Origin of the sequence: Pseudomonas sp. B21-015, from assembly GCF_024749285.1 — a bacterium.
Lineage (GTDB): Bacteria > Pseudomonadota > Gammaproteobacteria > Pseudomonadales > Pseudomonadaceae > Aquipseudomonas.
The window spans coordinates 654,505-676,155 of record NZ_CP087196.1 but is presented as its reverse complement, the minus strand read 5'-3'; the positions used below and the strand labels follow the sequence as shown (position 1 = coordinate 676,155).

Here is a 21,651-nt window from a genome sequence, read left to right as displayed (position 1 = left end):
CACCGCGGGCAGATGGCACGCAGGAAGCCCGGACTAATAAGATGGCATTGAAATCCCCCGCGTTTCGTAAAAAATTTCCGTTGTTGGTCACCGGCAGTCTGCTGGCCCTCCAACCCTTGGCCACGTCGTTCGTGGTCGCCGCGGAACAGTATGACTGCTCAGTCTCTGCTTCGGGTGCCTGGGACTGTGCGCCAAAAGCGCCGGCAGCCGCATTGCCACCGCGTCCTGTCCATGATGGCAGCGCAGTTTCCGCCACTGGCGAAACCCCGGCAGGCACCGGCTCCAGTGAAGACACCGGCGCCAAGCCTGTGCTGGTTACCGAGTCCAAGGGCCGCGGCCTGAAGTCGCGTAGTGAAGACTACAGCCACCTCGACTGGGTTCCACGCGAGAAGCTCACTGCAGCGCAATTGGCCGAAACCGGTCCTTACTGCTCTGGTTCCTATATCGAACCGATTCGTCCTGGCATGAATGACAAGACGAATAAAAGTGACGCTCCGACCTTTATCGGTGCCAAGGCCTCCCGCTATAAGCAGGAAGAGCAGGTCGCTGCCCTGGCCGGTGACGTGGTCATGCGTCAGGGCAGCATGCAGGTCGAAGCCGACGAAGCGAACCTGTACCAGGCCGAGAGCCGTGGCGAATTGAGCGGCAACGTGCGCATTCGCGACAATGGCGCACTGATCGTGGGCGACCACGCCGACGTGCAGCTCGACACCGGTGAAGCCAAGGTCGACAACGCCGAATACGTGATGCACAAGTCGCGTATCCGCGGTAACGCGCTGTACGCCAAACGTGCCGAGAACGCGATCATCCGTCTCAAGGATGGTACGTACACCACGTGCGAACCGAACAGCAATGCCTGGCAGCTCAAGGGCAACAACATCACCTTGAACCCGGCGACCGGTTTCGGTACCGCGACCAACGTGACGCTGCGGGTCAAGGACATTCCGGTTCTGTACACGCCGTACATCTATTTCCCGATCGACGACCGTCGCCAGTCCGGCTTCCTGCCGCCGACCATCGGCACCGGCAGCGATACCGGCTTCATGCTGGTCACTCCGTACTACTTCAACCTGGCACCGAACTACGATGCCACGTTGTACCCGCGCTACATGAGCAAGCACGGGCTGTTGATGGAAGGCGAATTCCGCTACCTGACCAAGTCCAGCGAAGGTCAGTTCGGCGCAGCGTACCTCAACGACGAAGACACCGATCGCAGCAAGCAAACCGACTACCAGAAAAACCGCTACATGTATAACTGGCAGCACAAGGGCGGGTTGGATTCGCGGGTCTTCACACAGGTCGACTACACCAAGATCAGCGATCCGTATTACTTCCAGGATCTGCAGACCGACCAGATTGGTGTGAAAAGCGCTGATTACGTAAACCAGCAGGGTTCTGTCACCTATCGTGGCGACAGCTACACCGCTCGCTTGAACGCCCAGGCTTATCAGCTGGCGACCGTTTCGAACATCACGCCGTATGATCGTTTGCCGCAGATCACCTTCAATGGTCAGCTGCCGTATCATCCGGAAGGCCTGAATTTCGATTACGAGACAGAGGCCGTCCGGTTCGACCGTGATTTGAAGAACGGTAACTTCGTAAACGAAGATGGCACTGTCGAATCGCGCCTTGATAACAACGTACAGGGCCTGGCACGCGCCAATGGCAACCGCTTGAACCTCAAGCCGGGTGTCAGCCTGCCGTTGAACTGGACTTATGGTTTCTTGAAACCGTCCCTGAAGTACCAGTACACCCAGTACGATCTGGACCTGGATCAGCGGGGCAAAAACACTCTACTTGCAGATGAGAGCTACAGCCGTAATCAGAACCGTGGCGTACCGATTGCCAGTATCGACAGCGGCCTGTATTTCGATCGCAACACTCAATGGTTCGGCAAGAATTATCGCCAAACCCTGGAACCGCGCCTGTTCTATCTCTATGTTCCAGAGAAGGATCAGACCGATATTCCAGTCTTTGACACCGGCGAATACACCTTCAACTACGCGTCGCTGTTCCGTGACAACCGTTTCTCCGGCTCCGACCGTGTCGGCGACGAGAACAAACTGTCGCTGGGCGTGACCAACCGCTGGATTGAAGACAACGGCTTCGAACGTCAACGCATCAGCGTCGGCCAGGCCTTGTACTTCAAGGACCGTAAAGTCCAACTGCCGGGTGTCGCTTTCGATGACCGGGATGACGCCAAGGCCAACGTTTCGCCGTATGCACTGGAATACGAATACCGCTGGAACCGCGACTGGCGCACCACTGCCGACTACAACTGGGACCCGGACAGCCGCAGCCCTCGCTCGGGCAGCGCGATGTTCCACTATCAGCCTGAAGACAACCCGAACAAGGTTATCAACGCCGGTTATCGCTATCGCAATGACCAGGTCCGTTATGACCAGAACACCGGTAGATGGTCGGTGGGCGGTGGCGACTACGGTTCTCCGGGCGACGCGAACTATGTGAAGGACTACTACAAGATCAAACAGCACGACTTCTCGGTGATCTGGCCGATCGTGCCGCAGTGGAACGCCATCAGCCGCTGGCAGTATGACTACAACCGTAACCGTACCCTGGAAGCCTTCGGTGGTTTCGAGTACGACAACTGCTGCTGGAAACTGCGCCTGATCAACCGTTACTGGGTTGCTTATGACGAAAACAGTCAAAACGCTCCGGAAAACGAAAAAGGCGACCACGGCGTCTTCCTCCAAATTGTTCTGAAGGGACTCGGCGGCCTCACCGGCGCCAAAGTAGAGAGCTTCCTCGACAAAGGCATCCAAGGTTATCGTGAACGTGAAGACCAAGCTTTCTGATTGTCTGCGCCCGCTGATGCTGGGCGCGCTGTTCCTGGGTACCGCGGCCAACGCCGCGGTACAGTCCATCGATAAAGTGGTGGCCATCGTCGATAACGACGTGGTCATGCAGAGCCAGCTGGACCAGCGTGTCCATGAAGTTCAGCAAACCATCGCCAAACGCGGCGCTGCCGTACCGCCTGCCGGCGTACTGGATCAGCAGGTGCTTGAGCGTCTGATCGTCGAAAACCTGCAATTGCAGATTGGCGAGCGTTCTGGCATCCGCATTACCGATGAAGAACTGAACCAGGCTGTCGGCACCATTGCCCAGCGCAACAACATGTCTTTGGATCAATTCCGCGCCGCCCTGACTCGCGACGGCCTGTCTTATGAAGACGCCCGTGACCAGATTCGTCGCGAGATGATCATCAGCCGCGTGCGTCAGCGTCGTGTGGCCGAGCGCATCCAGGTTTCCGAACAGGAAGTGAAGAACTTCCTGGCATCCGATCTGGGCAAAATGCAGCTGTCCGAAGAGTTTCGTCTGGCCAACATCCTGATTCCTACGCCGGAAAGCGCTAACTCCGACGCCATTCAGAATGCCGCCAAACAAGCCGACGCGGTTTACCAGCAACTCAAGCAAGGCGCTGACTTCGGTCAGTTGGCAATCGCCAAATCCGCCAGCGAAACCGCGCTGGAAGGCGGCGACATGGGCTGGCGTAAAGCCGCTCAACTGCCACCTCCGTTCGATCGCCTGCTGAGCACCATGGCGGTTGGCGATGTGACCCAGCCAATGCGCACCCCGGGCGGCTTCATTATCCTGAAGATCCTCGACAAGCGTGGCGGCGAAGCCCAGGTGCGTGACGAAGTGCATGTGCGTCACATCCTGGTCAAACCAAGCCCGATCCGCGACGAAGAAAAAACCAAAGCCCTGGCTCAATCGCTCTACTCCCGTATCGAAGCGGGCGAAGATTTCGGCGAACTGGCGAAAAGCTTCTCGGAAGATCCGGGTTCCGCCCTCAACGGTGGCGACCTGAACTGGATCGACCCGAATGCCCTGGTACCTGAGTTCCGCGAAGTGATGGCCAAGACCCCACAAGGTCAGTTGTCCAAACCATTCAAGACCCAATATGGCTGGCACGTTCTGGAAGTCCTTGGCCGTCGCGCCACTGACAGCACCACCCAGGCCCGCGAGCAACAAGCGATGACCGTACTGCGTAACCGCAAATACGATGAAGAGCTGCAAACCTGGCTGCGTCAGATCCGTGACGAAGCGTATGTAGAGATCAAACTCCCTGGTGCAGACCAGGCAACGCAGTGAAACCCAAGCGTTTCGCGCTGACCCCCGGCGAGCCGGCCGGCATAGGTCCTGACCTGTGCCTGCTGCTCGCCTCGCAAGCCCAGCCACACCCTCTGATTGCCATTACCAGCCGCGACCTGCTCATCGAGCGGGCCGCGCAGCTGGGCGTGGTTGTCGATCTGCTGCCGGTAGCGCCGGACAGCTGGCCGGATGTTCCTGCACCGGCCAACAGCCTGTATGTATGGGATACGCCGCTCAACGCCAGGGTCACCGCCGGGCAACTGGACAAGGCCAATGCGGCTTTCGTCCTGGAAACCCTGACCCGCGCAGGCCAAGGCTGCCTTGATGGGCATTTCGCCGGCATGATCACCGCCCCTGTCCATAAGGGCGTGATCAATGAATCCGGGATCGCCTTTTCCGGGCACACCGAATTTCTTGCTGACCTGACCCACACCGAGCAAGTGGTGATGATGCTTGCCACCCGCGGCTTGCGCGTGGCGCTGGTCACCACTCACCTGCCCCTGCGCGAGATCGCCGACGCAATCACGCCGGAGCGCCTGGAGCGGGTCACGCGGATTCTGCATACCGACCTGCAAGAAAAATTCGGCATCGCCCAGCCACGCATCCTGGTCTGCGGGCTTAACCCGCACGCCGGTGAAGGCGGCCACCTGGGCCATGAAGAAATCGACATCATCGAACCTACGTTAGAGCGCCTGCGCGGCGAGGGCATGGACCTTCGCGGCCCCCTGCCCGCCGACACTCTGTTTACCCCCAAATATCTGGAGCACTGCGACGCAGTGCTGGCGATGTACCACGACCAGGGCCTGCCCGTGCTGAAATACAAAGGCTTCGGCGCGGCAGTCAACGTGACCCTCGGCTTGCCGATCATCCGCACGTCGGTCGACCACGGCACCGCCCTGGATCTGGCCGGTAGCGGCAACATCGACACCGGCAGCCTGCAAGTCGCCCTGGAAACCGCCTACCAGATGGCCGAGACCCATTTATGACCGAGCATTACCAGCACCGGGCGCGCAAGCGCTTCGGCCAGAATTTCCTGCACGATGCCGGCGTTATCGACCGCATCCTGCGCTCCATTCACGCCAAACCCGAAGACCGCCTGCTGGAAATCGGCCCGGGCCAGGGTGCATTGACCGCAGGCCTGCTCAACAGCGGCGCCCAACTGGACGTCGTAGAGCTGGACAAGGACCTGATCCCGATCCTCAACCAGCAGTTCGCCAGCAAGAGCAACTTCAACCTGCATCAGGGCGACGCGCTGAAGTTTGACTTCAACAGCCTGAACGCCGCGCCGAACAGCCTGCGAGTGGTCGGCAACCTGCCGTACAACATCTCTACCCCGCTGATCTTTCACCTGTTGCACAACGCCAACCTGATACGCGACATGCACTTCATGCTGCAAAAGGAAGTGGTCGAGCGCCTGGCGGCGGGGCCTGGCGGCGGTGACTGGGGTCGCCTGTCGATCATGGTTCAGTACCATTGTCGGGTCGAGCATCTGTTCAATGTCGGCCCGGGCGCGTTCAATCCTCCGCCCAAAGTCGACTCCGCGATCGTGCGCCTGGTGCCCCACGCGGTGCTGCCTCACCCGGCCAAGGATCATCGTCTGCTGGAGCGCGTTGTGCGCGAAGCCTTCAACCAGCGCCGCAAAACCCTGCGCAATACGCTGAAACTGCTGCTGAGCAATGACGAAATCGAAGCCGCCGGCGTCGATGGCAGCCTGCGCCCCGAGCAGCTCGACCTGGCTGCCTTCGTGCGGCTGGCCGACAAGCTCAGCGAACAAGCCCTACAAAAGCCTGCCACCGACTGACAGGCGATGAGCGCTATCGGGTAGGACGCTACTCTGGTTTACTACCCGATACTTGGCCTAGACTGAGTTCTATCAGTTACGCCCCGCGTCCCGCTTCGTTTCTAAGGCCTTTTGCATGTCCGATCCTCGTTATCAGGTCGACGTCAGCGTCGTCACCCGCTATCTGGCAGAACAATCGCAACCCGAGCACAACCGCTTTGCCTTCGCCTACACCATCACCGTGCAGAACAATGGCCTGCTACCCGCCAAGCTGCTTTCACGGCATTGGGTGATCACCGATGGCGACGGGCATGTCGAGGAGGTTCGCGGCGCAGGCGTTGTCGGCCAACAACCATTGATCGATGTGGGCCAGAGCCACACTTACAGCAGCGGTACCGTCATGACATCCAAGGTCGGCACCATGCAGGGCACCTACCAGATGGTCGCCGACGATGGTAAACACTTCGACGCCATCATCGCACCGTTCCGTCTGGCGGTACCCGGAGCCCTGCACTGATGGCGACGTACGCCGTCGGCGATGTGCAAGGTTGCCTTGAACCGCTGCAATGCCTGCTCAAGCAAGTCGCCTTCGACCCTGCCCGGGACCGTTTGTGGCTGGTGGGCGATCTGGTCAACCGAGGCCCACAGTCGCTGGAAACCTTGCGTTTCCTCTATAGCATCCGCGAATCGCTGATCTGCGTACTCGGCAACCATGACCTGCACTTGCTGGCAGTCGGGCAAAACATCGAACGCCTGAAGAAAGCCGACACCTTGCGTGAGATCCTCGAAGCGCCCGATAGCGCGGATCTGTTGGAGTGGGTTCGCCAGCAAAAGCTCATGCACTACGATGAACAACGCGAAATCGCCCTGGTCCATGCCGGCATCCCGCCACAATGGTCGCTGCGCAAAGCCTTGAAATGCGCCGCCGAAGTCGAAGAAGCCCTGCGCGACGACAACCGCTTCGCGCCTTACCTTGACGGTATGTATGGCAACGAACCGGTGAAATGGGACAACGACCTCAAAGGCGCGGCCCGCCTGCGAGTCATCACCAACTATTTAACCCGGATGCGTTTTTGCACCAGCGACGGCAAACTCGATCTCAAAGGCAAGGAAGGCATCGACACTGCACCGCCGGGTTATGCGCCGTGGTTCAGGCACAAGGAGCGCAAGACCAAAGGCCTGAAGATCATCTTCGGCCATTGGGCTGCACTCGAAGGCCAGTGCAACGAGCCCGGTCTGTTTGCACTCGATACCGGATGCGTCTGGGGCGGTGCCATGACCCTGATGAACGTCGACACCTTTGAGCGCCTGCAATGCAAATGCGACGCCCATGGCCACGTTCGACCGCCAGTCGCCACCTCTATTCCCGAACAAACGTCAGCCAGCGCCCCGCGCTAGACTGCGCTTTCAGCCGAGCCACAGGAGCCCGCCATGAGCGAATTCAAACGCATCCCCCCAGAACAGGCCCAGACCCTGCGCGAACAAGGCGCGGTGGTAGTCGATATCCGCGACCCGGCAACTTTTGCCGCGCTGCACATCGCCGGCTCGAAGCATCTGGACAACCATTCCATCGCGGATTTCATCCGTGCCGCCGACCTCGACGCGCCGACTGTGGTGGTCTGCTACCACGGTAATTCCAGCCAAAGTGCCGCCGCTTACCTGATCAGCCAGGGCTTCTCCGACGTCTACAGCATGGACGGCGGTTTTGAGCTGTGGCGTACGACTTATCCTTCGGAAACGGCGCAAGGCACTTCCGAATAATTTTTTTGTAACGCGCAAGCCCCGGCTACTGCGGGCTCGCGCGGTGGCAGACGAACGGTCTGCCACAACTAATTACGTATCTCGCCTTTACCTCCCGAATTCCCAACTATCCTTAAGCGCAGGCCATCCAAAACAGGGGAGAGCCGGTACACCGGCGCACGGGTCATCGGGAGTAGCTTTCGGGGTTTATACCCCGGAGGTGTTCTGGGGGGTAAACAGCAACTGCATATTCAGTTGCTTGCCAGCATCGACTGACTGATCCGGCGTCGGCTCCACGTATCGAGCGAGGTGACGTCATGAGTATCTTTAGCCACTTCCAACAACGCTTCGAGTCCACGCGCCAGGAAGAACTCTCGCTGCAAGAGTACCTGGAGCTGTGCAAAAAGGACCGCAGCGCCTACGTTTCCGCGGCCGAGCGTCTCTTGCTGGCCATCGGTGAACCGGAGCTGCTCGACACCTCCACCAACTCGAGGCTGTCACGAATCTTTTCCAACAAGGTGATCCGCCGCTATCCGGCCTTTGAAGACTTCCACGGGATGGAAGAATGCATCGACCAGATCGTGTCGTATTTCCGCCATGCCGCTCAGGGCCTGGAAGAAAAGAAACAGATCCTCTATCTGCTCGGCCCTGTCGGTGGCGGTAAGTCGTCCCTGGCCGAAAAGCTCAAACAGCTGATCGAGAAAGTGCCCTTCTACGCAATCAAGGGCTCGCCGGTTTTCGAATCGCCTCTGGGTTTGTTCAACGCCACGGAAGATGGCGCGATCCTCGAGGAAGACTTCGGCATTCCCCGGCGCTATCTCAATACCATCATGTCGCCATGGGCCACCAAGCGCCTGGCCGAATTCGGCGGCGACATCAGTCAGTTCCGCGTGGTGAAACTCTATCCGTCGATCCTCAACCAGATTGCGGTCGCGAAAACCGAGCCGGGAGATGAAAACAACCAGGACATCTCGGCACTGGTGGGCAAGGTCGATATTCGCAAACTGGAAGAGTTCCCGCAGAACGATGCCGATGCCTACAGCTACTCGGGGGCACTGTGCCGGGCCAACCAGGGCCTGATGGAGTTCGTCGAAATGTTCAAGGCACCGATCAAGGTGCTGCACCCATTGCTGACCGCCACCCAGGAAGGTAACTACAACAGTACCGAAGGCCTGGGGGCGATTCCGTTTACCGGGATCCTGCTGGCCCACTCCAACGAATCGGAATGGCACACCTTCCGGAACAACAAGAACAACGAAGCGTTCATCGACCGGATCTATATCGTCAAAGTGCCGTACTGCCTGCGCGTCAGCGACGAAGTGAAGATCTACGACAAGCTTCTGTTCAACAGTTCGCTGGCCAAGGCCCATTGCGCGCCCGACACCCTGAAAATGCTCGCTCAGTTCACGGTGCTCTCGCGCCTCAAAGAGCCGGAAAACTCCAACATCTACTCCAAGATGCGCGTGTATGACGGCGAAAACCTCAAGGATACCGATCCGAAGGCCAAGTCGATCCAGGAATACCGTGACGCCGCGGGTGTCGATGAAGGCATGAACGGCCTGTCGACCCGCTTCGCCTTCAAGATTCTGTCGAAGGTCTTCAACTTCGATCCGCACGAAATCGCCGCCAACCCGGTGCATCTGCTCTACGTGCTGGAACAGCAGATCGAACAGGAACAATTCCAGGCCGAGACCCGCGAACGCTATCTGCGCTTCCTGAAAGAGTACCTGGCGCCGCGTTATATCGAATTCATCGGCAAGGAGATCCAGACTGCCTACCTCGAGTCTTACAGCGAGTACGGCCAGAACATCTTCGATCGCTACGTGCTGTACGCCGACTTCTGGATTCAGGATCAGGAATACCGCGACCCGGAAACCGGCGAGATCCTCAACCGCGTGGCACTGAACGAGGAACTGGAGAAAATCGAGAAACCGGCCGGCATCAGCAATCCGAAGGATTTCCGCAACGAAATCGTCAACTTCGTACTGCGCGCCCGTGCCAACAACAACGGCAAAAACCCAACCTGGCTCAGCTACGAAAAACTGCGGGTGGTCATCGAGAAGAAAATGTTCTCCAACACCGAGGACCTGCTGCCAGTCATCAGCTTCAATGCCAAGGCCAGCAAAGAGGACCAGCAGAAACACAACGACTTCGTCACACGGATGGTCGAACGGGGCTACACCGACAAACAGGTACGACTGCTGTCCGAGTGGTATCTGCGAGTCAGAAAATCACAGTAACCCGCTGCCGGTCAGACCGGTTGTCGTTAGCCAGAGGCCTGTGTACGCTTTTTCTGTTACACAGACCTCTGGGAGGTGTTCGAAAGTCGGTAACGAGGTTCAGGCAGCATCCAGAAGCGCTTGGGGGAGCGTGAACATCCCCCGGCACAGTCGATGCTGCATAACCGCTCGCCCCTTTCAGGACATCTTCTAAGGAGCAGTCATGAGCTATGTGATCGACCGACGTCTCAATGGCAAGAACAAGAGCACGGTAAACCGCCAGCGGTTTCTGCGGCGCTACCGTGATCACATCAAAAAGGCCGTCGAAGAGGCGGTCAGCCGGCGTTCCATTACCGATATGGAACACGGCGAGCAGATCAGCATTCCCGGTCGCGACATTGATGAGCCGGTGCTTCACCACGGCCGTGGCGGCAAGCAGACCATCGTGCACCCGGGCAACAAGGAGTTCACCAGCGGCGAGCACATTGCCCGTCCGCCCGGAGGTGGCGGCGGCAGGGGCCCCGGCAAGGCCGGCAACTCGGGTGAAGGGATGGACGAGTTCGTCTTCCAGATCACCCAGGAGGAATTTCTCGAATTCATGTTCGAGGACCTTGAACTGCCTAACCTGGTCAAACGCCACCTGACCGGCACCGACACCTTCAAGACCGTACGCGCGGGCATCAGCAACGAGGGCAACCCGTCACGGATCAACATTATCCGCACGCTGCGTTCGGCCCATGCCCGGCGAATCGCCCTGTCCGGCAGCAGCCGGGCAAAATTGCGTGAAGTCAAAGAGGAACTGGCGCGACTTAAACGGGAAGAGCCGGATAACTTCGGCGATATTCAGGAACTCGAAGCAGAAATCGAGAAACTCAGCGCGCGCATCCACCGGGTGCCATTTCTCGACACCTTCGACCTCAAGTACAACCTGCTCATCAAGCAGCCGAACCCCAGCTCCAAAGCAGTGATGTTCTGCCTGATGGACGTGTCCGGCTCCATGACCCAGGCGACCAAGGACATCGCCAAACGCTTCTTCATCCTGCTGTACCTGTTCCTCAAGCGGAACTACGACAAAATCGACGTCGTGTTCATCCGCCACCACACCAGCGCCCGTGAAGTGGATGAGGAGGAGTTTTTCTACTCCCGGGAAACCGGCGGCACCATCGTCTCCAGCGCCCTGAAACTGATGCAGGAGATCATGGCCGAGCGTTATTCGAGCAACGAGTGGAACATCTATGCCGCCCAGGCATCCGACGGTGACAACTGGAACGACGACTCGCCGATCTGCCGCGACATCCTGATCAACCAGATCATGCCGTTCGTGCAGTACTACACTTATGTTGAGATTACTCCGCGCGAACACCAGGCCCTGTGGTTCGAGTACGAACGCATCGCCGAAGCCTTCTCTGACACGTTTGCCCAGCAGCAACTGGTTTCGGCCGGAGATATCTACCCGGTCTTCCGTGAACTCTTCCAGCGCAGGTTAGTGACATGACCGCCAAAGAGCAGAAGCGCCAACCCATTTCCACCGGCTCCGAATGGACGTTCGAGCTGATCCAGGCCTACGACCGCGAAATCAGTCGTCTCGCGGCCCGCTACGCGCTGGATACGTACCCCAACCAGATCGAAGTGATCACCGCCGAGCAGATGATGGACGCCTACGCCTCTGTCGGCATGCCCTTGGGTTATCACCATTGGTCCTACGGCAAGCACTTCCTCAGCACCGAAAAATCCTACAGCCGTGGCCAGATGGGGCTGGCCTACGAGATTGTGATCAACTCGGACCCCTGCATCGCCTATCTGATGGAAGAAAACACCATCTGCATGCAGGCCCTGGTGGTGGCACACGCCTGCTATGGCCATAACAGCTTCTTCAAGGGCAACTACCTGTTCCGCACCTGGACCGACGCCAGTTCGATCATCGATTACCTGGTGTTCGCCAAGCAGTACATCATGCAGTGCGAAGAACGCCATGGCATCGACGCGGTGGAGGACCTGCTTGACTCCTGCCATGCACTGATGAATTACGGGGTCGACCGTTACAAACGCCCTTATCCGATTTCCGCCGAAGAAGAACGCCGTCGGCAGAAAGATCGGGAAGAGCATTTGCAGAAGCAGATCAACGATTTGTGGCGGACCATTCCAAAAGGCGCGGATAAATACAGCGACAAGGACAACGCGCGCTTCCCAGCCGAACCTCAGGAAAACATTCTGTACTTCATCGAAAAACACGCCCCGCTGCTGGAGCCCTGGCAGCGCGAAATCGTGCGGATCGTGCGCAAGATCGCCCAGTATTTTTACCCACAGCGCCAGACCCAGGTAATGAACGAAGGCTGGGCCACGTTCTGGCACTACACCTTGATGAACGACTTGTATGACGAAGGCCTGGTCACCGACGGTTTCATGATGGAATTCCTGACTTCTCATACCAGCGTGGTCTTTCAACCTGGCTTCGACAGCCCCTACTACAACGGCATCAACCCCTACACCCTGGGTTTTGCCATGTATCGCGATATCCGGCGGATATGCGAACAGCCCACCGAAGAGGACTACCGCTGGTTCCCGGAAATCGCCGGCACCGACTGGCTGTCCAGCATCAAATTCGCCATGAGCAGCTTCAAGGACGAAAGCTTCATCCTGCAGTACCTGTCACCCAAGGTGATCCGCGACCTGAAGCTGTTCAGCATCCTCGATGACGATCAGAAAGACGATCTGCTGGTTCCGGCGATACACGACGAAGACGGCTATCGAACCATTCGCGAAACCCTGGCGGCGCAATACAACCTGGGCAATCGCGAACCCAACATTCAGATCTACAGCATCGATCGGCGTGGCGACCGCTCCCTGACCTTGCGTCACCAGCAGCACGACCGCAAACCACTGGGCGACTCAACCGAGGAAGTGCTCAAGCACCTGCACCGGCTCTGGGGCTTCGACATTCACCTGGAAACCCTGCAAGGGGATCAGGTGGTGAAAACCCACCATGTTCCACCCAGAAGCGAACACGGCGAGGGGGACTACGGCCGGCTAGACCTGGCGGTCATTCATCTTTGATCCTGTTTCTGCCTCCGGAAGTTCGACGCAAAGGTTATTCTGTCGGGCTAACGGAGGTTTTTTATGCAGATTTATAAAGTCGGGGGGGCGGTACGCGATCGCCTGCTGGGCAAGCCTGTCACCGATATCGACTGGGTCGTGGTAGGCGCCACCACCGAAGAAATGCTCGCCAAGGGCTTTCGCCCCGTGGGTGCGGACTTCCCAGTGTTCCTTCATCCCGAAAGCGGTGAGGAATACGCCCTCGCCCGCACCGAGCGCAAAAGCGGACGCGGTTACGGCGGGTTCACCTTCCACGCCAGCCCTGAAGTCACGCTCGAAGAAGACCTGATTCGTCGCGACCTGACGATCAACGCCATGGCCGAAGACGATCAGCAAAACCTGACTGATCCCTATCATGGCCAGCGGGATCTCGAAGCTCGCCTGCTTCGTCACGTTTCCCCCGCGTTCGCCGAAGATCCACTCCGTGTTCTACGCGTTGCCCGCTTCGCCGCGCGTTATACGGGACTGGGTTTCACCGTCGCTCCCGAGACACTGGAGCTGATGCGACAACTCAGCGAGTCGGGCGAATTGGAGGCCCTGACCGCGGAGCGCAGCTGGAAAGAAATCTCCCGTGCACTGATGGAAGACCAGCCCCAGGTGTTCATCCAGGTGCTGCGCGAGTGCGGCGCACTCAAGGTGCTGATGCCAGAAGTCGATGCGTTGTTCGGCGTACCACAACCCGAAGCCCATCACCCGGAAATCGATACGGGCGTACATACCCTGAGCGTGCTGGAGCAAGCGGCGCTGCACAAACAACCGCTGACCGTACGCTGGGCGTGCCTGCTGCATGACCTGGGCAAAGGATTGACGCCCAAAGAAGAGTGGCCCCGCCATATCGCCCACGAGCACAAAGGCCTGAAGTTGATCAAAGCGGTCAACGAGCGCTTCAAGGCACCGAAAGACTGTCAGGAACTGGCGCTGCTGGTGGGCGAGTATCACACCCACGGGCATCGCGCCCTGGAGCTGAAGCCCTCGACCTTGCTGGAGTTGCTGCAAAGTTTCGACGTTTATCGTCGACCACAGCGCTTTGAAGAGTTTATTGCAGCGTGCGAGATGGACGCTCGGGGGCGCAAAGGCCTGGAACAGAGAAGTTATCCACAGGCGGATTATTTGCGCGGAGCGGCGACTGCGGCGCGAAGTATTGCCGTGCAGCCGTTGCTGGAGAAGGGATTCAAGGGACCGGAATTGGGCGAGGCGATCAAGCGCGAACGGCTCAAGGCGTTGAAGACTTACAAAGAACAAGCGTAAGCAAGAGCGAAAGATCGCAGCCTGCGGCAGCCCCCTACAGAGATCAGCGCAGGAGCTGCCGAAGGCTGCGATCTTTTGCTTTAAAGCATATCGGAGGGGGTCAACTGCTGGCCGCGCCATTCAAAAGCCACGGGTGCCAACACCTGATCGATCTGCGCCTCACGCCACAGGGTCGCAAAGCTCTTGCCTACGCCTGGATGCACTCTGTCCGGCGCAATCAGCGACAACGGCCACAGTACGAAGGCATTTTTCAGAATCTCTGCTCGCGGCAAGATCAAACCATCGAAGTTGCCCACCAGATCGCCGAACAGCAGCACGTCGATATCCAGTGGCAAGCCTTTGCGGTCGGGCGCATAACGACCGTTATCCGCCTCGATGAATTTCAGCCGTCGATCCAGCTCCATCAGCGACAGATCGGTGAAGGCAGAGACCACAAAATTGAAAAACGGCCCGCTCTTGATCCCCACCGGCTGGCTTTCGAACACCGCCGAGCAGCGCATATCCACCAGGAAAGCCGCCACGGCGTCCAGGCCAGCCTGCAAATGGGATTCGCGCTCGATATTGCTACCGAACCCGAGATACACCTGAGTCAGCGACATCCGCGCTCGATCTCCACACCCACGCCCTTGGCCGCCGGGATGGCACCTGGCTTGGTCAACTTGAGGTGCATCCAGGTGATCTTGAATTCACTCATCAGGACTTCAGCCAGACGCTCGGCAAAGGTCTCGACCAGTTGGAACTGCGCCTGCTCGGCGAACGCCTGGATGCGTGACGAAACGCTCGCGTAGTCGAGCGCCAGGGTCAGGTCATCACCGGCGGCGGCCGGTCGATTGTCCCAGGCGAAACTCAGATCAAGTCGCAGACACTGTCGGATGCCTCGTTCCCAGTCGTAGGCACCAATCACGGTGTCGACTTCCAGGCCCTCGATAAACACTCTGTCCAAGCACTTCTCTCCGCTGCACGACAAGGGCGCAATGCGCCGTTAGAATCAGGGCGTCCTCGCCCGGAATAGTTAGCATGTTTTGGTCACTGGCGATCTTCGCCTACCTGCTCGGCTCGCTGTCCTTCGCCATCTTGCTCAGCCGCCTGACCGGTAACCCCGATCCGCGAATGAGTGGCTCGGGCAATGCCGGTGCCACCAACATGTTGCGCCTGGCCGGCAAGAAACTCGCCATCCTGACCTTGCTCGGCGACCTCTGCAAAGGCCTGCTGCCAGTACTGATCGCAGGCGTGGCAGGTCTTTCGTTGCAGGAACAAGCCTGGATCGGCGTCTGTGCCGTCATCGGCCACCTGTTTCCGCTGTACTTCCGCTTTCGCGGTGGCAAGGGTGTCGCCACCGCCGCCGGCATGCTGCTGGGGCTCTACCCGCCCGCCGCGCTGCTGGCGGTCTGCGCCTGGCTGCTGACGTTCTACCTGACCCGCACCAGCTCCCTCGCTGCCCTGATCGCCACCCCCCTGACCCTGCCGCTGCTGGCCTGGCAAGAACCGGCGGCACTGCTGCCCATGAGCGCGCTCACGGGGCTGATCGTCTGGCGCCATCGCGGCAATCTACGCGACCTGTTTGCCGGGCGCGAACGGCATTTTTAAATACCGCACGTGAGCGCCGCTCATCACAGCGCCGACAACTGCTCCATCGGCCAGCGCGCCTGCACGCTGATCGCCAAGCTTTCGTGCTGACCGGCCTGCAAGCGCTGACAGCCGGCAAACGCAATCATCGCGCCGTTGTCGGTGCAGAACTCCGGACGGGCATAAAACACATCGCCCTTCATGTCGCCGAGCATTTTTTCCAGTGACGTGCGCAACGCCTTGTTGGCGCTGACGCCGCCAGCGATCACCAGGCGCTTCATGCCGGCTTGTTTCAGGGCACGCTTGCACTTGATGGTCAAAGTCTCCACCACGGCCTGCTGGAACGCCAGCGAGATGTCGCAACGGGCTTGCTCACCGTCGTCCCCGGCGCTGACGCATTGCTGCCAGGTGTTCAAGGCGAAGGTTTTCAAACCGCTGAAGCTAAACGCCAGGCCCGGACGATCACACATCGGACGCGGGAAGACGAAACGCCCGTCAACGCCTTGCGCCGCCAGACGAGCGATCTCCGGACCGCCCGGATAATTGAGGCCCATCATTTTCGCGGTCTTGTCGAAAGCTTCGCCGGCGGCATCGTCGAGGGTCTCGCCCAAGAGCGTGTATTGACCGATGCCGTCGACCTGAACCAGTTGCGTATGACCACCCGACACCAACAAAGCGACGAACGGGAACTCCGGTGGTTGCGGCTCCAGCATCGGCGCCAGCAAGTGACCTTCCATATGGTGCACGCCCAACGCCGGGATACCCCAGGCAAAAGCCAGCGCCTGGGCGCAGGAGGCCCCCACCAGCAAGGCTCCGACCAGGCCAGGACCTGCGGTATAAGCGATGGCATCGATCTCGGTCGACACGCAGTCGGCCTCGGCCAGCACCTGACGGATCAAGGGCAGCATGCGTTTGACGTGATCGCGCGAAGCCAGCTCCGGCACCACACCGCCATAGGCGCGATGCAGGTCGATCTGACTGAACAGCGCGTCGGCCAACAACCCGCGTTCACTGTCGTAAAGTGCGACACCGGTTTCGTCGCAGGAGGTTTCTAATCCCAGTACTAGCATGGGTTTGCGCCTTGTAGAGGCTGAATTCGAAGGCGCGCATAATAGTCGTCGCGTGATGCCCCGACCAGCGGTTTTCGATCAGAGGCTTTGCATTCCGAGCGATGAGGGGTTAACATCCGCAACCCTTAAAAACCGACGTCTTCAAGTGCTCTTTTGCCGCGAGGATGTTGACCCCGGTAATGAATGAAGGTAGCTCTGGATGCCAGCCGTCAAAGTTAAAGAGAACGAACCCTTCGACGTAGCTCTGCGTCGTTTCAAGCGCTCCTGCGAAAAAGCCGGTGTACTGGCTGAAGTTCGTAGCCGCGAATTTTACGAGAAGCCTACTTCTGAGCGTAAGCGCAAAGCAGCAGCCGCTGTTAAGCGTCACGCCAAGAAAGTACAGCGCGAACAGCGCCGCGCCGTTCGTCTGTACTAATACACAGACGATCGTAGCAAGCTTCTGCCAAGCCCGGCCCTCAGCCGGGCTAATGGCATTTGCGGACAACGCTTGATGCTTCACCGTCAAAGCCGCAGACGCGACCGAGACAAACCTGCTTCACAGCGTCAGACCTGGCTCTTTTGCCAGCGGTGCACGTCTTTTCTGACGAGCCTTCCAAGGCTACTGACGAGCACACCCACTGATTCCTCTCACGACGATCAGCCCAAGGCACCCGCTTGCGTGCCCGCTTATGAGCTATCCGTGGCCATTGATTGGCCGTCGCCGGATTCAGCGAAACACTTTCAAATAGTCGAATACTGATTGTTACTAACGTCAGTGGATTTTCGGCAGATACACTTCCCGACAGCGATTACGCAGACGACACCGGTCGAGCCGCACACCTTGTGCACCTCAAACAACGACCAGCGTTCGGCCGCCCTTCGTTTTGGGTCCATTTCAGCGCAGATGACGAGAACGCCATGGCCGGGCTAATTCCCCAGAGCTTCATTGACGACCTTCTGAACCGCACCGACATCGTCGACGTGGTCAGCTCGCGCCTGCAAATGAAAAAAGCCGGCAAGAACTACACCGCTTGCTGCCCGTTTCATAAAGAGAAAACCCCTTCCTTCAGCGTCAGCCCCGACAAACAGTTCTATTACTGCTTCGGCTGCGGCGCTGGCGGCAATGCCCTCGGCTTCATCATGGACCACGACAACCTGGACTTCCCCCAGGCTGTCGAAGAGCTGGCCAAAGCCGCCGGCATGGAAATTCCCCGCGAAGAAAGCGGCCGACCGCACAAGCCGCGGCAGCCCACCGATTCGCCGCTGTATCCGCTGCTCACCGCCGCTGCCGACTTTTACCGCCAGGCCCTGAAAAGCCATCCAGCGCGCAAAGCCGCTGTGGATTACTTGAAAGGTCGCGGCCTGACCGGCGAGATCGCCCGGGACTTCGGCCTCGGCTTTGCCCCGCCCGGCTGGGACAATCTGTTCAAACATCTGAGCAGCGACACCCTGCAACAAAAAGCCATGATCGATGCCGGCCTGCTGATCGAGAACGCCGAAACCGGCAAGCGTTATGACCGTTTCCGCGATCGCGTGATGTTCCCGATCCGCGACAGTCGCGGGCGCATCATTGCCTTCGGCGGCCGGGTATTGGGCGATGACAAGCCGAAATACCTGAACTCACCGGAAACCCCGGTTTTTCATAAAGGCCAGGAACTTTACGGCCTTTATGAGGCGCGCAAGAACAATCGCAACCTCGACGAAATCATCGTCGTCGAAGGCTATATGGACGTCATCGCCCTCGCCCAGCAAGGCCTGCGCAATGCCGTCGCCACCCTGGGCACCGCCACCAGCGAAGAGCACTTGAAGCGCCTGTTTCGCGTCGTGCCCAGCGTGCTGTTCTGCTTTGATGGCGACCAGGCCGGCCGAAATGCCGCCTGGCGAGCACTGGAAGCGGCCCTGCCGTGCCTGCAGGACGGGCGCCGGGCGCGCTTTCTGTTTCTGCCCGAGGGTGAAGACCCGGACACCCTGGTCCGCTCCGAGGGCACTGACGCCTTCCGCGCGCGAATCAATCAGCACGCCCAGCCGCTGGCCGATTATTTTTTCCAACAGCTGACCGAGGAATCGGACCCGCGCTCGCTTGAAGGCAAGGCCCACATGGCCACCCTCGCCGCGCCGCTCATCGACAAAGTCCCAGGAGCCAACCTGCGCATCCTGATGCGTCAGCGCCTGACCGAAATTACCGGTCTAAGCGGCGAAGCCGTGAGCCAGCTGGTGCACAGCGCGCCCCAGGAAGCGCCGCCGGCGTACGACCCGGGCATCGATTACGATGCCATGCCGGATTACAGCGACTACCATCAGCCGCAGGCACAAGAGATGTATGTGCCGCAGCAGGAATGGACGCCGAAGAAACCCGGCGCAGGCGGCAAAAAATGGGACAAGAAGCCCTGGGACAAGAATGGCAAGCGCGGCGGCGATCGCGATCAGCCTCGCGCGCCACGGGTACCGGCCGCTGTAGAGCCACCCACCCTGGCGGCCTTGCGCACGTTGCTGCATCACCCGCAACTGGCCGAAAAAGTCGAAGACGCCGGGCACTTCGCAGCCGAAGACCATACCAACACGCAACTGCTGGTCGCCCTGCTCGAAGCCGTACAGAAGAATCCCAAGCTAAACTCATTTCAGTTAATTGCGCGCTGGCACGGCACCGAACAGGGCCGACTGCTCAGAGCGCTGGCAGAAAAGGAATGGCTGATTGATGGAGATAACCTTGAACAACAGTTTTTCGACACCATTACTAGCTTGTCAGCCCGCCAACGCGAGCGAAACCTGGAACAACTTCTTCGAAAAGCGCGTCAAAGCGAATTGAGTACCGAAGAGAAAAACCAACTGCGCGACCTTTTAAGTCGCAATGTTTCCGCATCAAGCCCGACCTCAACTGGCGCGTGAGGTCATAGCTCAGGTATAATCCTCGGCTTGTTTTTTGCCCGCCAAGACCTTCAGTGGATAGGGTGTTATGTCCGGAAAAGCGCAACAGCAGTCTCGTATCAAAGAGTTGATCACACTTGGTCGTGAGCAGGGCTACCTGACTTACGCGGAGGTCAACGACCACCTGCCGGAGGATATTTCAGATCCGGAACAGGTGGAAGACATCATCCGCATGATCAATGACATGGGGATCAACGTATTCGAGGTTGCGCCAGATAAGGATTCCCTTATGCTGGCCGACGCCGATACCGACGAAGCCGCGGCCGAAGAGGCAGCAGCAGCGTTGGCAGCGGTCGAGACCGACATTGGTCGCACCACCGACCCAGTGCGCATGTACATGCGTGAAATGGGTACGGTAGAGCTCCTCACACGCGAAGGCGAAATTGAAATCGCCAAGCGTATTGAAGAGGGCATCCGCGAAGTGATGGGCGCAATCGCGCACTTCCCTGGCACGGTTGACCATATTCTCTCCGAGTACACTCGCGTCACCACCGAAGGTGGCCGCCTGTCCGACGTCCTGAGCGGTTATATCGACCCGGACGACGGCATTGCGCCGCCTGCAGCCGAAGTGCCACCGCCTGTCGACCCGAAAGCCGCTCCAGCTGCCGACGACACCGACGACGATGACGCCGAAGCAAGCGATGACGAAGAAGAAGCCGAAAGCGGCCCGGATCCGGTCATCGCCGCACAGCGCTTTGGCGCTGTCGCCGACCAGATGGAAATCACCCGCAAGGCGCTGAAAAAGCACGGTCGCCACAACAAGGCAGCGATTGCCGAGCTGTTGGCCCTGGCTGAGCTGTTCATGCCGATCAAACTGGTGCCGAAGCAATTCGAAGGCCTGGTCGAGCGTGTTCGCAGTGCCCTGGATCGTCTGCGTCAACAAGAGCGCGCGATCATGCAACTGTGCGTTCGTGATGCCCGCATGCCGCGTGCCGACTTCCTGCGCCAGTTCCCGGGTAACGAAGTCGACGAAAGCTGGAGCGATGCACTGGCCAAAGGCAAAAGCAAATACGCTGAAGCCATTGGTCGCCTGCAGCCGGACATCATTCGTTGCCAGCAGAAGCTGACCGCGCTGGAAACCGAAACCGGTTTGACGATCGCCGAGATCAAGGACATCAACCGTCGCATGTCGATCGGTGAGGCCAAGGCCCGCCGCGCGAAGAAAGAGATGGTCGAAGCGAACTTGCGTCTGGTGATCTCCATCGCCAAGAAGTACACCAACCGTGGCCTGCAGTTCCTCGATCTGATCCAGGAAGGCAACATCGGTCTGATGAAAGCGGTAGACAAGTTCGAATACCGCCGCGGCTACAAGTTCTCGACTTATGCCACCTGGTGGATCCGTCAGGCGATCACTCGCTCGATCGCCGACCAGGCCCGCACCATCCGTATTCCGGTGCACATGATCGAGACGATCAACAAGCTCAACCGTATTTCCCGGCAGATGTTGCAGGAAATGGGTCGCGAACCGACCCCGGAAGAGCTGGGCGAACGCATGGAAATGCCTGAGGACAAGATCCGCAAGGTATTGAAGATCGCTAAAGAGCCGATCTCCATGGAAACCCCGATCGGTGATGACGAAGACTCCCATCTGGGTGACTTCATCGAAGACTCGACCATGCAGTCGCCAATCGATGTCGCCACTGTTGAGAGCCTTAAAGAAGCGACTCGCGAAGTCCTGTCTGGCCTCACTGCCCGTGAAGCCAAGGTTCTACGCATGCGTTTCGGTATCGACATGAATACTGACCACACCCTCGAGGAGGTTGGTAAGCAGTTCGACGTGACCCGTGAACGGATTCGTCAGATCGAAGCCAAGGCGCTGCGCAAGCTGCGCCACCCGACGAGAAGCGAGCATTTGCGCTCCTTCCTCGACGAGTGATCACAAAACCCCCGGCCCAGGCCGGGGGTTTTGCTTTATGCA

The 21,651-nt window shown here is 58.9% G+C and carries 18 protein-coding genes; 15 read left to right on the top strand and 3 right to left on the bottom strand.

Translation table 11 applies throughout. The features are described from left to right. Nucleotides 1-41: 41 nt before the first annotated feature. The 11 genes from LOY38_RS03015 (at nucleotide 42) to LOY38_RS02965 (ending at nucleotide 14,193) form a co-directional block, all read left to right on the top strand. The gene (locus tag LOY38_RS03015) at nucleotides 42-2,816 is read left to right on the top strand and encodes an LPS-assembly protein LptD (protein WP_258698798.1); all 2,775 of its coding nucleotides are present in this window, start codon (nucleotides 42-44) and stop codon (nucleotides 2,814-2,816) included. Further along, entirely contained in the window at nucleotides 2,797-4,113 is a 1,317-nt protein-coding gene (surA, locus tag LOY38_RS03010) for a peptidylprolyl isomerase SurA (protein ID WP_258698797.1), read from the top strand. The genes LOY38_RS03015 and surA overlap by 20 nt, the downstream gene beginning before the upstream one ends. After that, the gene (pdxA, locus tag LOY38_RS03005) at nucleotides 4,110-5,099 is read left to right on the top strand and encodes a 4-hydroxythreonine-4-phosphate dehydrogenase PdxA (protein WP_258698796.1); all 990 of its coding nucleotides are present in this window, start codon (nucleotides 4,110-4,112) and stop codon (nucleotides 5,097-5,099) included. Before surA ends, pdxA begins: the two co-directional genes overlap by 4 nt. Further along, the gene (gene rsmA, locus LOY38_RS03000; RefSeq protein WP_258698795.1) at nucleotides 5,096-5,914 is read left to right on the top strand and encodes a 16S rRNA (adenine(1518)-N(6)/adenine(1519)-N(6))-dimethyltransferase RsmA; all 819 of its coding nucleotides are present in this window, start codon (nucleotides 5,096-5,098) and stop codon (nucleotides 5,912-5,914) included. The genes pdxA and rsmA overlap by 4 nt, the downstream gene beginning before the upstream one ends. 115 nt (nucleotides 5,915-6,029) lie before the next feature. Then, nucleotides 6,030-6,410, top strand: a complete 381-nt coding sequence (apaG, locus tag LOY38_RS02995; protein ID WP_258698794.1) for a Co2+/Mg2+ efflux protein ApaG — start codon at nucleotides 6,030-6,032, stop codon at nucleotides 6,408-6,410. Further along, entirely contained in the window at nucleotides 6,410-7,291 is an 882-nt protein-coding gene (locus tag LOY38_RS02990; RefSeq protein ID WP_258698793.1) for a symmetrical bis(5'-nucleosyl)-tetraphosphatase, read from the top strand. Before apaG ends, LOY38_RS02990 begins: the two co-directional genes overlap by 1 nt. Before the next feature lie 33 nt (nucleotides 7,292-7,324). After that, nucleotides 7,325-7,654 carry a thiosulfate sulfurtransferase GlpE gene (gene glpE, locus LOY38_RS02985; RefSeq protein ID WP_258698792.1) on the top strand — a complete coding sequence of 110 codons (330 nt, stop codon included), beginning with the start codon at nucleotides 7,325-7,327 and terminating at the stop codon, nucleotides 7,652-7,654. A 296-nt stretch (nucleotides 7,655-7,950) separates the two neighbouring features. Further along, a complete protein-coding gene (locus LOY38_RS02980) occupies nucleotides 7,951-9,873 on the top strand; it encodes a PrkA family serine protein kinase (protein ID WP_007904259.1) in 1,923 nt (640 codons plus the stop codon). Nucleotides 9,874-10,075: 202 nt separating this feature from the next. After that, nucleotides 10,076-11,347 (top strand): YeaH/YhbH family protein, encoded by a 1,272-nt coding sequence (locus tag LOY38_RS02975; protein ID WP_258698791.1) that lies wholly within the window; start codon nucleotides 10,076-10,078, stop codon nucleotides 11,345-11,347. Continuing rightward, nucleotides 11,344-12,906 carry a SpoVR family protein gene (locus LOY38_RS02970; protein WP_258698790.1) on the top strand — a complete coding sequence of 521 codons (1,563 nt, stop codon included), beginning with the start codon at nucleotides 11,344-11,346 and terminating at the stop codon, nucleotides 12,904-12,906. The genes LOY38_RS02975 and LOY38_RS02970 overlap by 4 nt, the downstream gene beginning before the upstream one ends. A 63-nt stretch (nucleotides 12,907-12,969) precedes the next feature. Next, entirely contained in the window at nucleotides 12,970-14,193 is a 1,224-nt protein-coding gene (locus tag LOY38_RS02965) for a multifunctional CCA addition/repair protein (protein ID WP_258698789.1), read from the top strand. Nucleotides 14,194-14,273: 80 nt separating this feature from the next. Here LOY38_RS02965 and folK read toward each other — a convergent pair whose 3' ends face one another. Both folK and folB read right to left on the bottom strand, forming a co-directional pair. Then, complete coding sequence (gene folK / locus LOY38_RS02960) at nucleotides 14,274-14,792, bottom strand: 2-amino-4-hydroxy-6-hydroxymethyldihydropteridine diphosphokinase (protein WP_258698788.1); 519 nt, start codon at nucleotides 14,790-14,792, stop codon at nucleotides 14,274-14,276. Then, nucleotides 14,783-15,136 carry a dihydroneopterin aldolase gene (gene folB, locus LOY38_RS02955; RefSeq protein ID WP_258698787.1) on the bottom strand — a complete coding sequence of 118 codons (354 nt, stop codon included), beginning with the start codon at nucleotides 15,134-15,136 and terminating at the stop codon, nucleotides 14,783-14,785. Before folB ends, folK begins: the two co-directional genes overlap by 10 nt. A 74-nt stretch (nucleotides 15,137-15,210) precedes the next feature. Between folB and plsY the strand changes: the two genes are divergently transcribed. Then, nucleotides 15,211-15,780, top strand: a complete 570-nt coding sequence (gene plsY, locus LOY38_RS02950; protein WP_258698786.1) for a glycerol-3-phosphate 1-O-acyltransferase PlsY — start codon at nucleotides 15,211-15,213, stop codon at nucleotides 15,778-15,780. 23 nt (nucleotides 15,781-15,803) lie between these two features. Here the strand turns inward: plsY and tsaD are convergent, their stop codons facing one another. After that, complete coding sequence (tsaD, locus tag LOY38_RS02945) at nucleotides 15,804-16,829, bottom strand: tRNA (adenosine(37)-N6)-threonylcarbamoyltransferase complex transferase subunit TsaD (protein ID WP_258698785.1); 1,026 nt, start codon at nucleotides 16,827-16,829, stop codon at nucleotides 15,804-15,806. Nucleotides 16,830-17,028: 199 nt separating this feature from the next. Here tsaD and rpsU point away from each other — a divergent pair, with 199 nt between their 5' ends. The 3 genes from rpsU (at nucleotide 17,029) to rpoD (ending at nucleotide 21,609) form a co-directional block, all read left to right on the top strand. Then, the gene (gene rpsU / locus LOY38_RS02940) at nucleotides 17,029-17,244 is read left to right on the top strand and encodes a 30S ribosomal protein S21 (RefSeq protein WP_002551877.1); all 216 of its coding nucleotides are present in this window, start codon (nucleotides 17,029-17,031) and stop codon (nucleotides 17,242-17,244) included. A gap of 482 nt (nucleotides 17,245-17,726) precedes the next feature. After that, on the top strand, nucleotides 17,727-19,694 hold the full coding sequence (gene dnaG / locus LOY38_RS02935; protein WP_258698784.1) for a DNA primase: 1,968 nt from the start codon (nucleotides 17,727-17,729) through the stop codon (nucleotides 19,692-19,694). Between the two features lie 67 nt (nucleotides 19,695-19,761). Further along, a complete protein-coding gene (gene rpoD / locus LOY38_RS02930; RefSeq protein WP_258698783.1) occupies nucleotides 19,762-21,609 on the top strand; it encodes an RNA polymerase sigma factor RpoD in 1,848 nt (615 codons plus the stop codon). Nucleotides 21,610-21,651: the final 42 nt, after the last annotated feature.

Bases quoted from the DNA above. Each gene is read 5' to 3' on its own strand.
- LOY38_RS02990 (WP_258698793.1), top strand. From the start codon at position 6,410: ATGGCGACGTACGCCGTCGGCGATGTGCAAGGTTGCCTTGAACCGCTG.
- LOY38_RS02970 (WP_258698790.1), top strand. From the start codon at position 11,344: ATGACCGCCAAAGAGCAGAAGCGCCAACCCATTTCCACCGGCTCCGAA.
- rsmA (WP_258698795.1), top strand. From the start codon at position 5,096: ATGACCGAGCATTACCAGCACCGGGCGCGCAAGCGCTTCGGCCAGAAT.
- LOY38_RS02980 (WP_007904259.1), top strand. From the start codon at position 7,951: ATGAGTATCTTTAGCCACTTCCAACAACGCTTCGAGTCCACGCGCCAG.
- plsY (WP_258698786.1), top strand. From the start codon at position 15,211: ATGTTTTGGTCACTGGCGATCTTCGCCTACCTGCTCGGCTCGCTGTCC.
- rpoD (WP_258698783.1), top strand. From the start codon at position 19,762: ATGTCCGGAAAAGCGCAACAGCAGTCTCGTATCAAAGAGTTGATCACA.
- rpsU (WP_002551877.1), top strand. From the start codon at position 17,029: ATGCCAGCCGTCAAAGTTAAAGAGAACGAACCCTTCGACGTAGCTCTG.
- apaG (WP_258698794.1), top strand. From the start codon at position 6,030: ATGTCCGATCCTCGTTATCAGGTCGACGTCAGCGTCGTCACCCGCTAT.
- folK (WP_258698788.1), bottom strand. From the start codon at position 14,792: ATGTCGCTGACTCAGGTGTATCTCGGGTTCGGTAGCAATATCGAGCGC.
- glpE (WP_258698792.1), top strand. From the start codon at position 7,325: ATGAGCGAATTCAAACGCATCCCCCCAGAACAGGCCCAGACCCTGCGC.
- LOY38_RS02975 (WP_258698791.1), top strand. From the start codon at position 10,076: ATGAGCTATGTGATCGACCGACGTCTCAATGGCAAGAACAAGAGCACG.
- tsaD (WP_258698785.1), bottom strand. From the start codon at position 16,829: ATGCTAGTACTGGGATTAGAAACCTCCTGCGACGAAACCGGTGTCGCA.
- dnaG (WP_258698784.1), top strand. From the start codon at position 17,727: ATGGCCGGGCTAATTCCCCAGAGCTTCATTGACGACCTTCTGAACCGC.
- LOY38_RS03015 (WP_258698798.1), top strand. From the start codon at position 42: ATGGCATTGAAATCCCCCGCGTTTCGTAAAAAATTTCCGTTGTTGGTC.
- LOY38_RS02965 (WP_258698789.1), top strand. From the start codon at position 12,970: ATGCAGATTTATAAAGTCGGGGGGGCGGTACGCGATCGCCTGCTGGGC.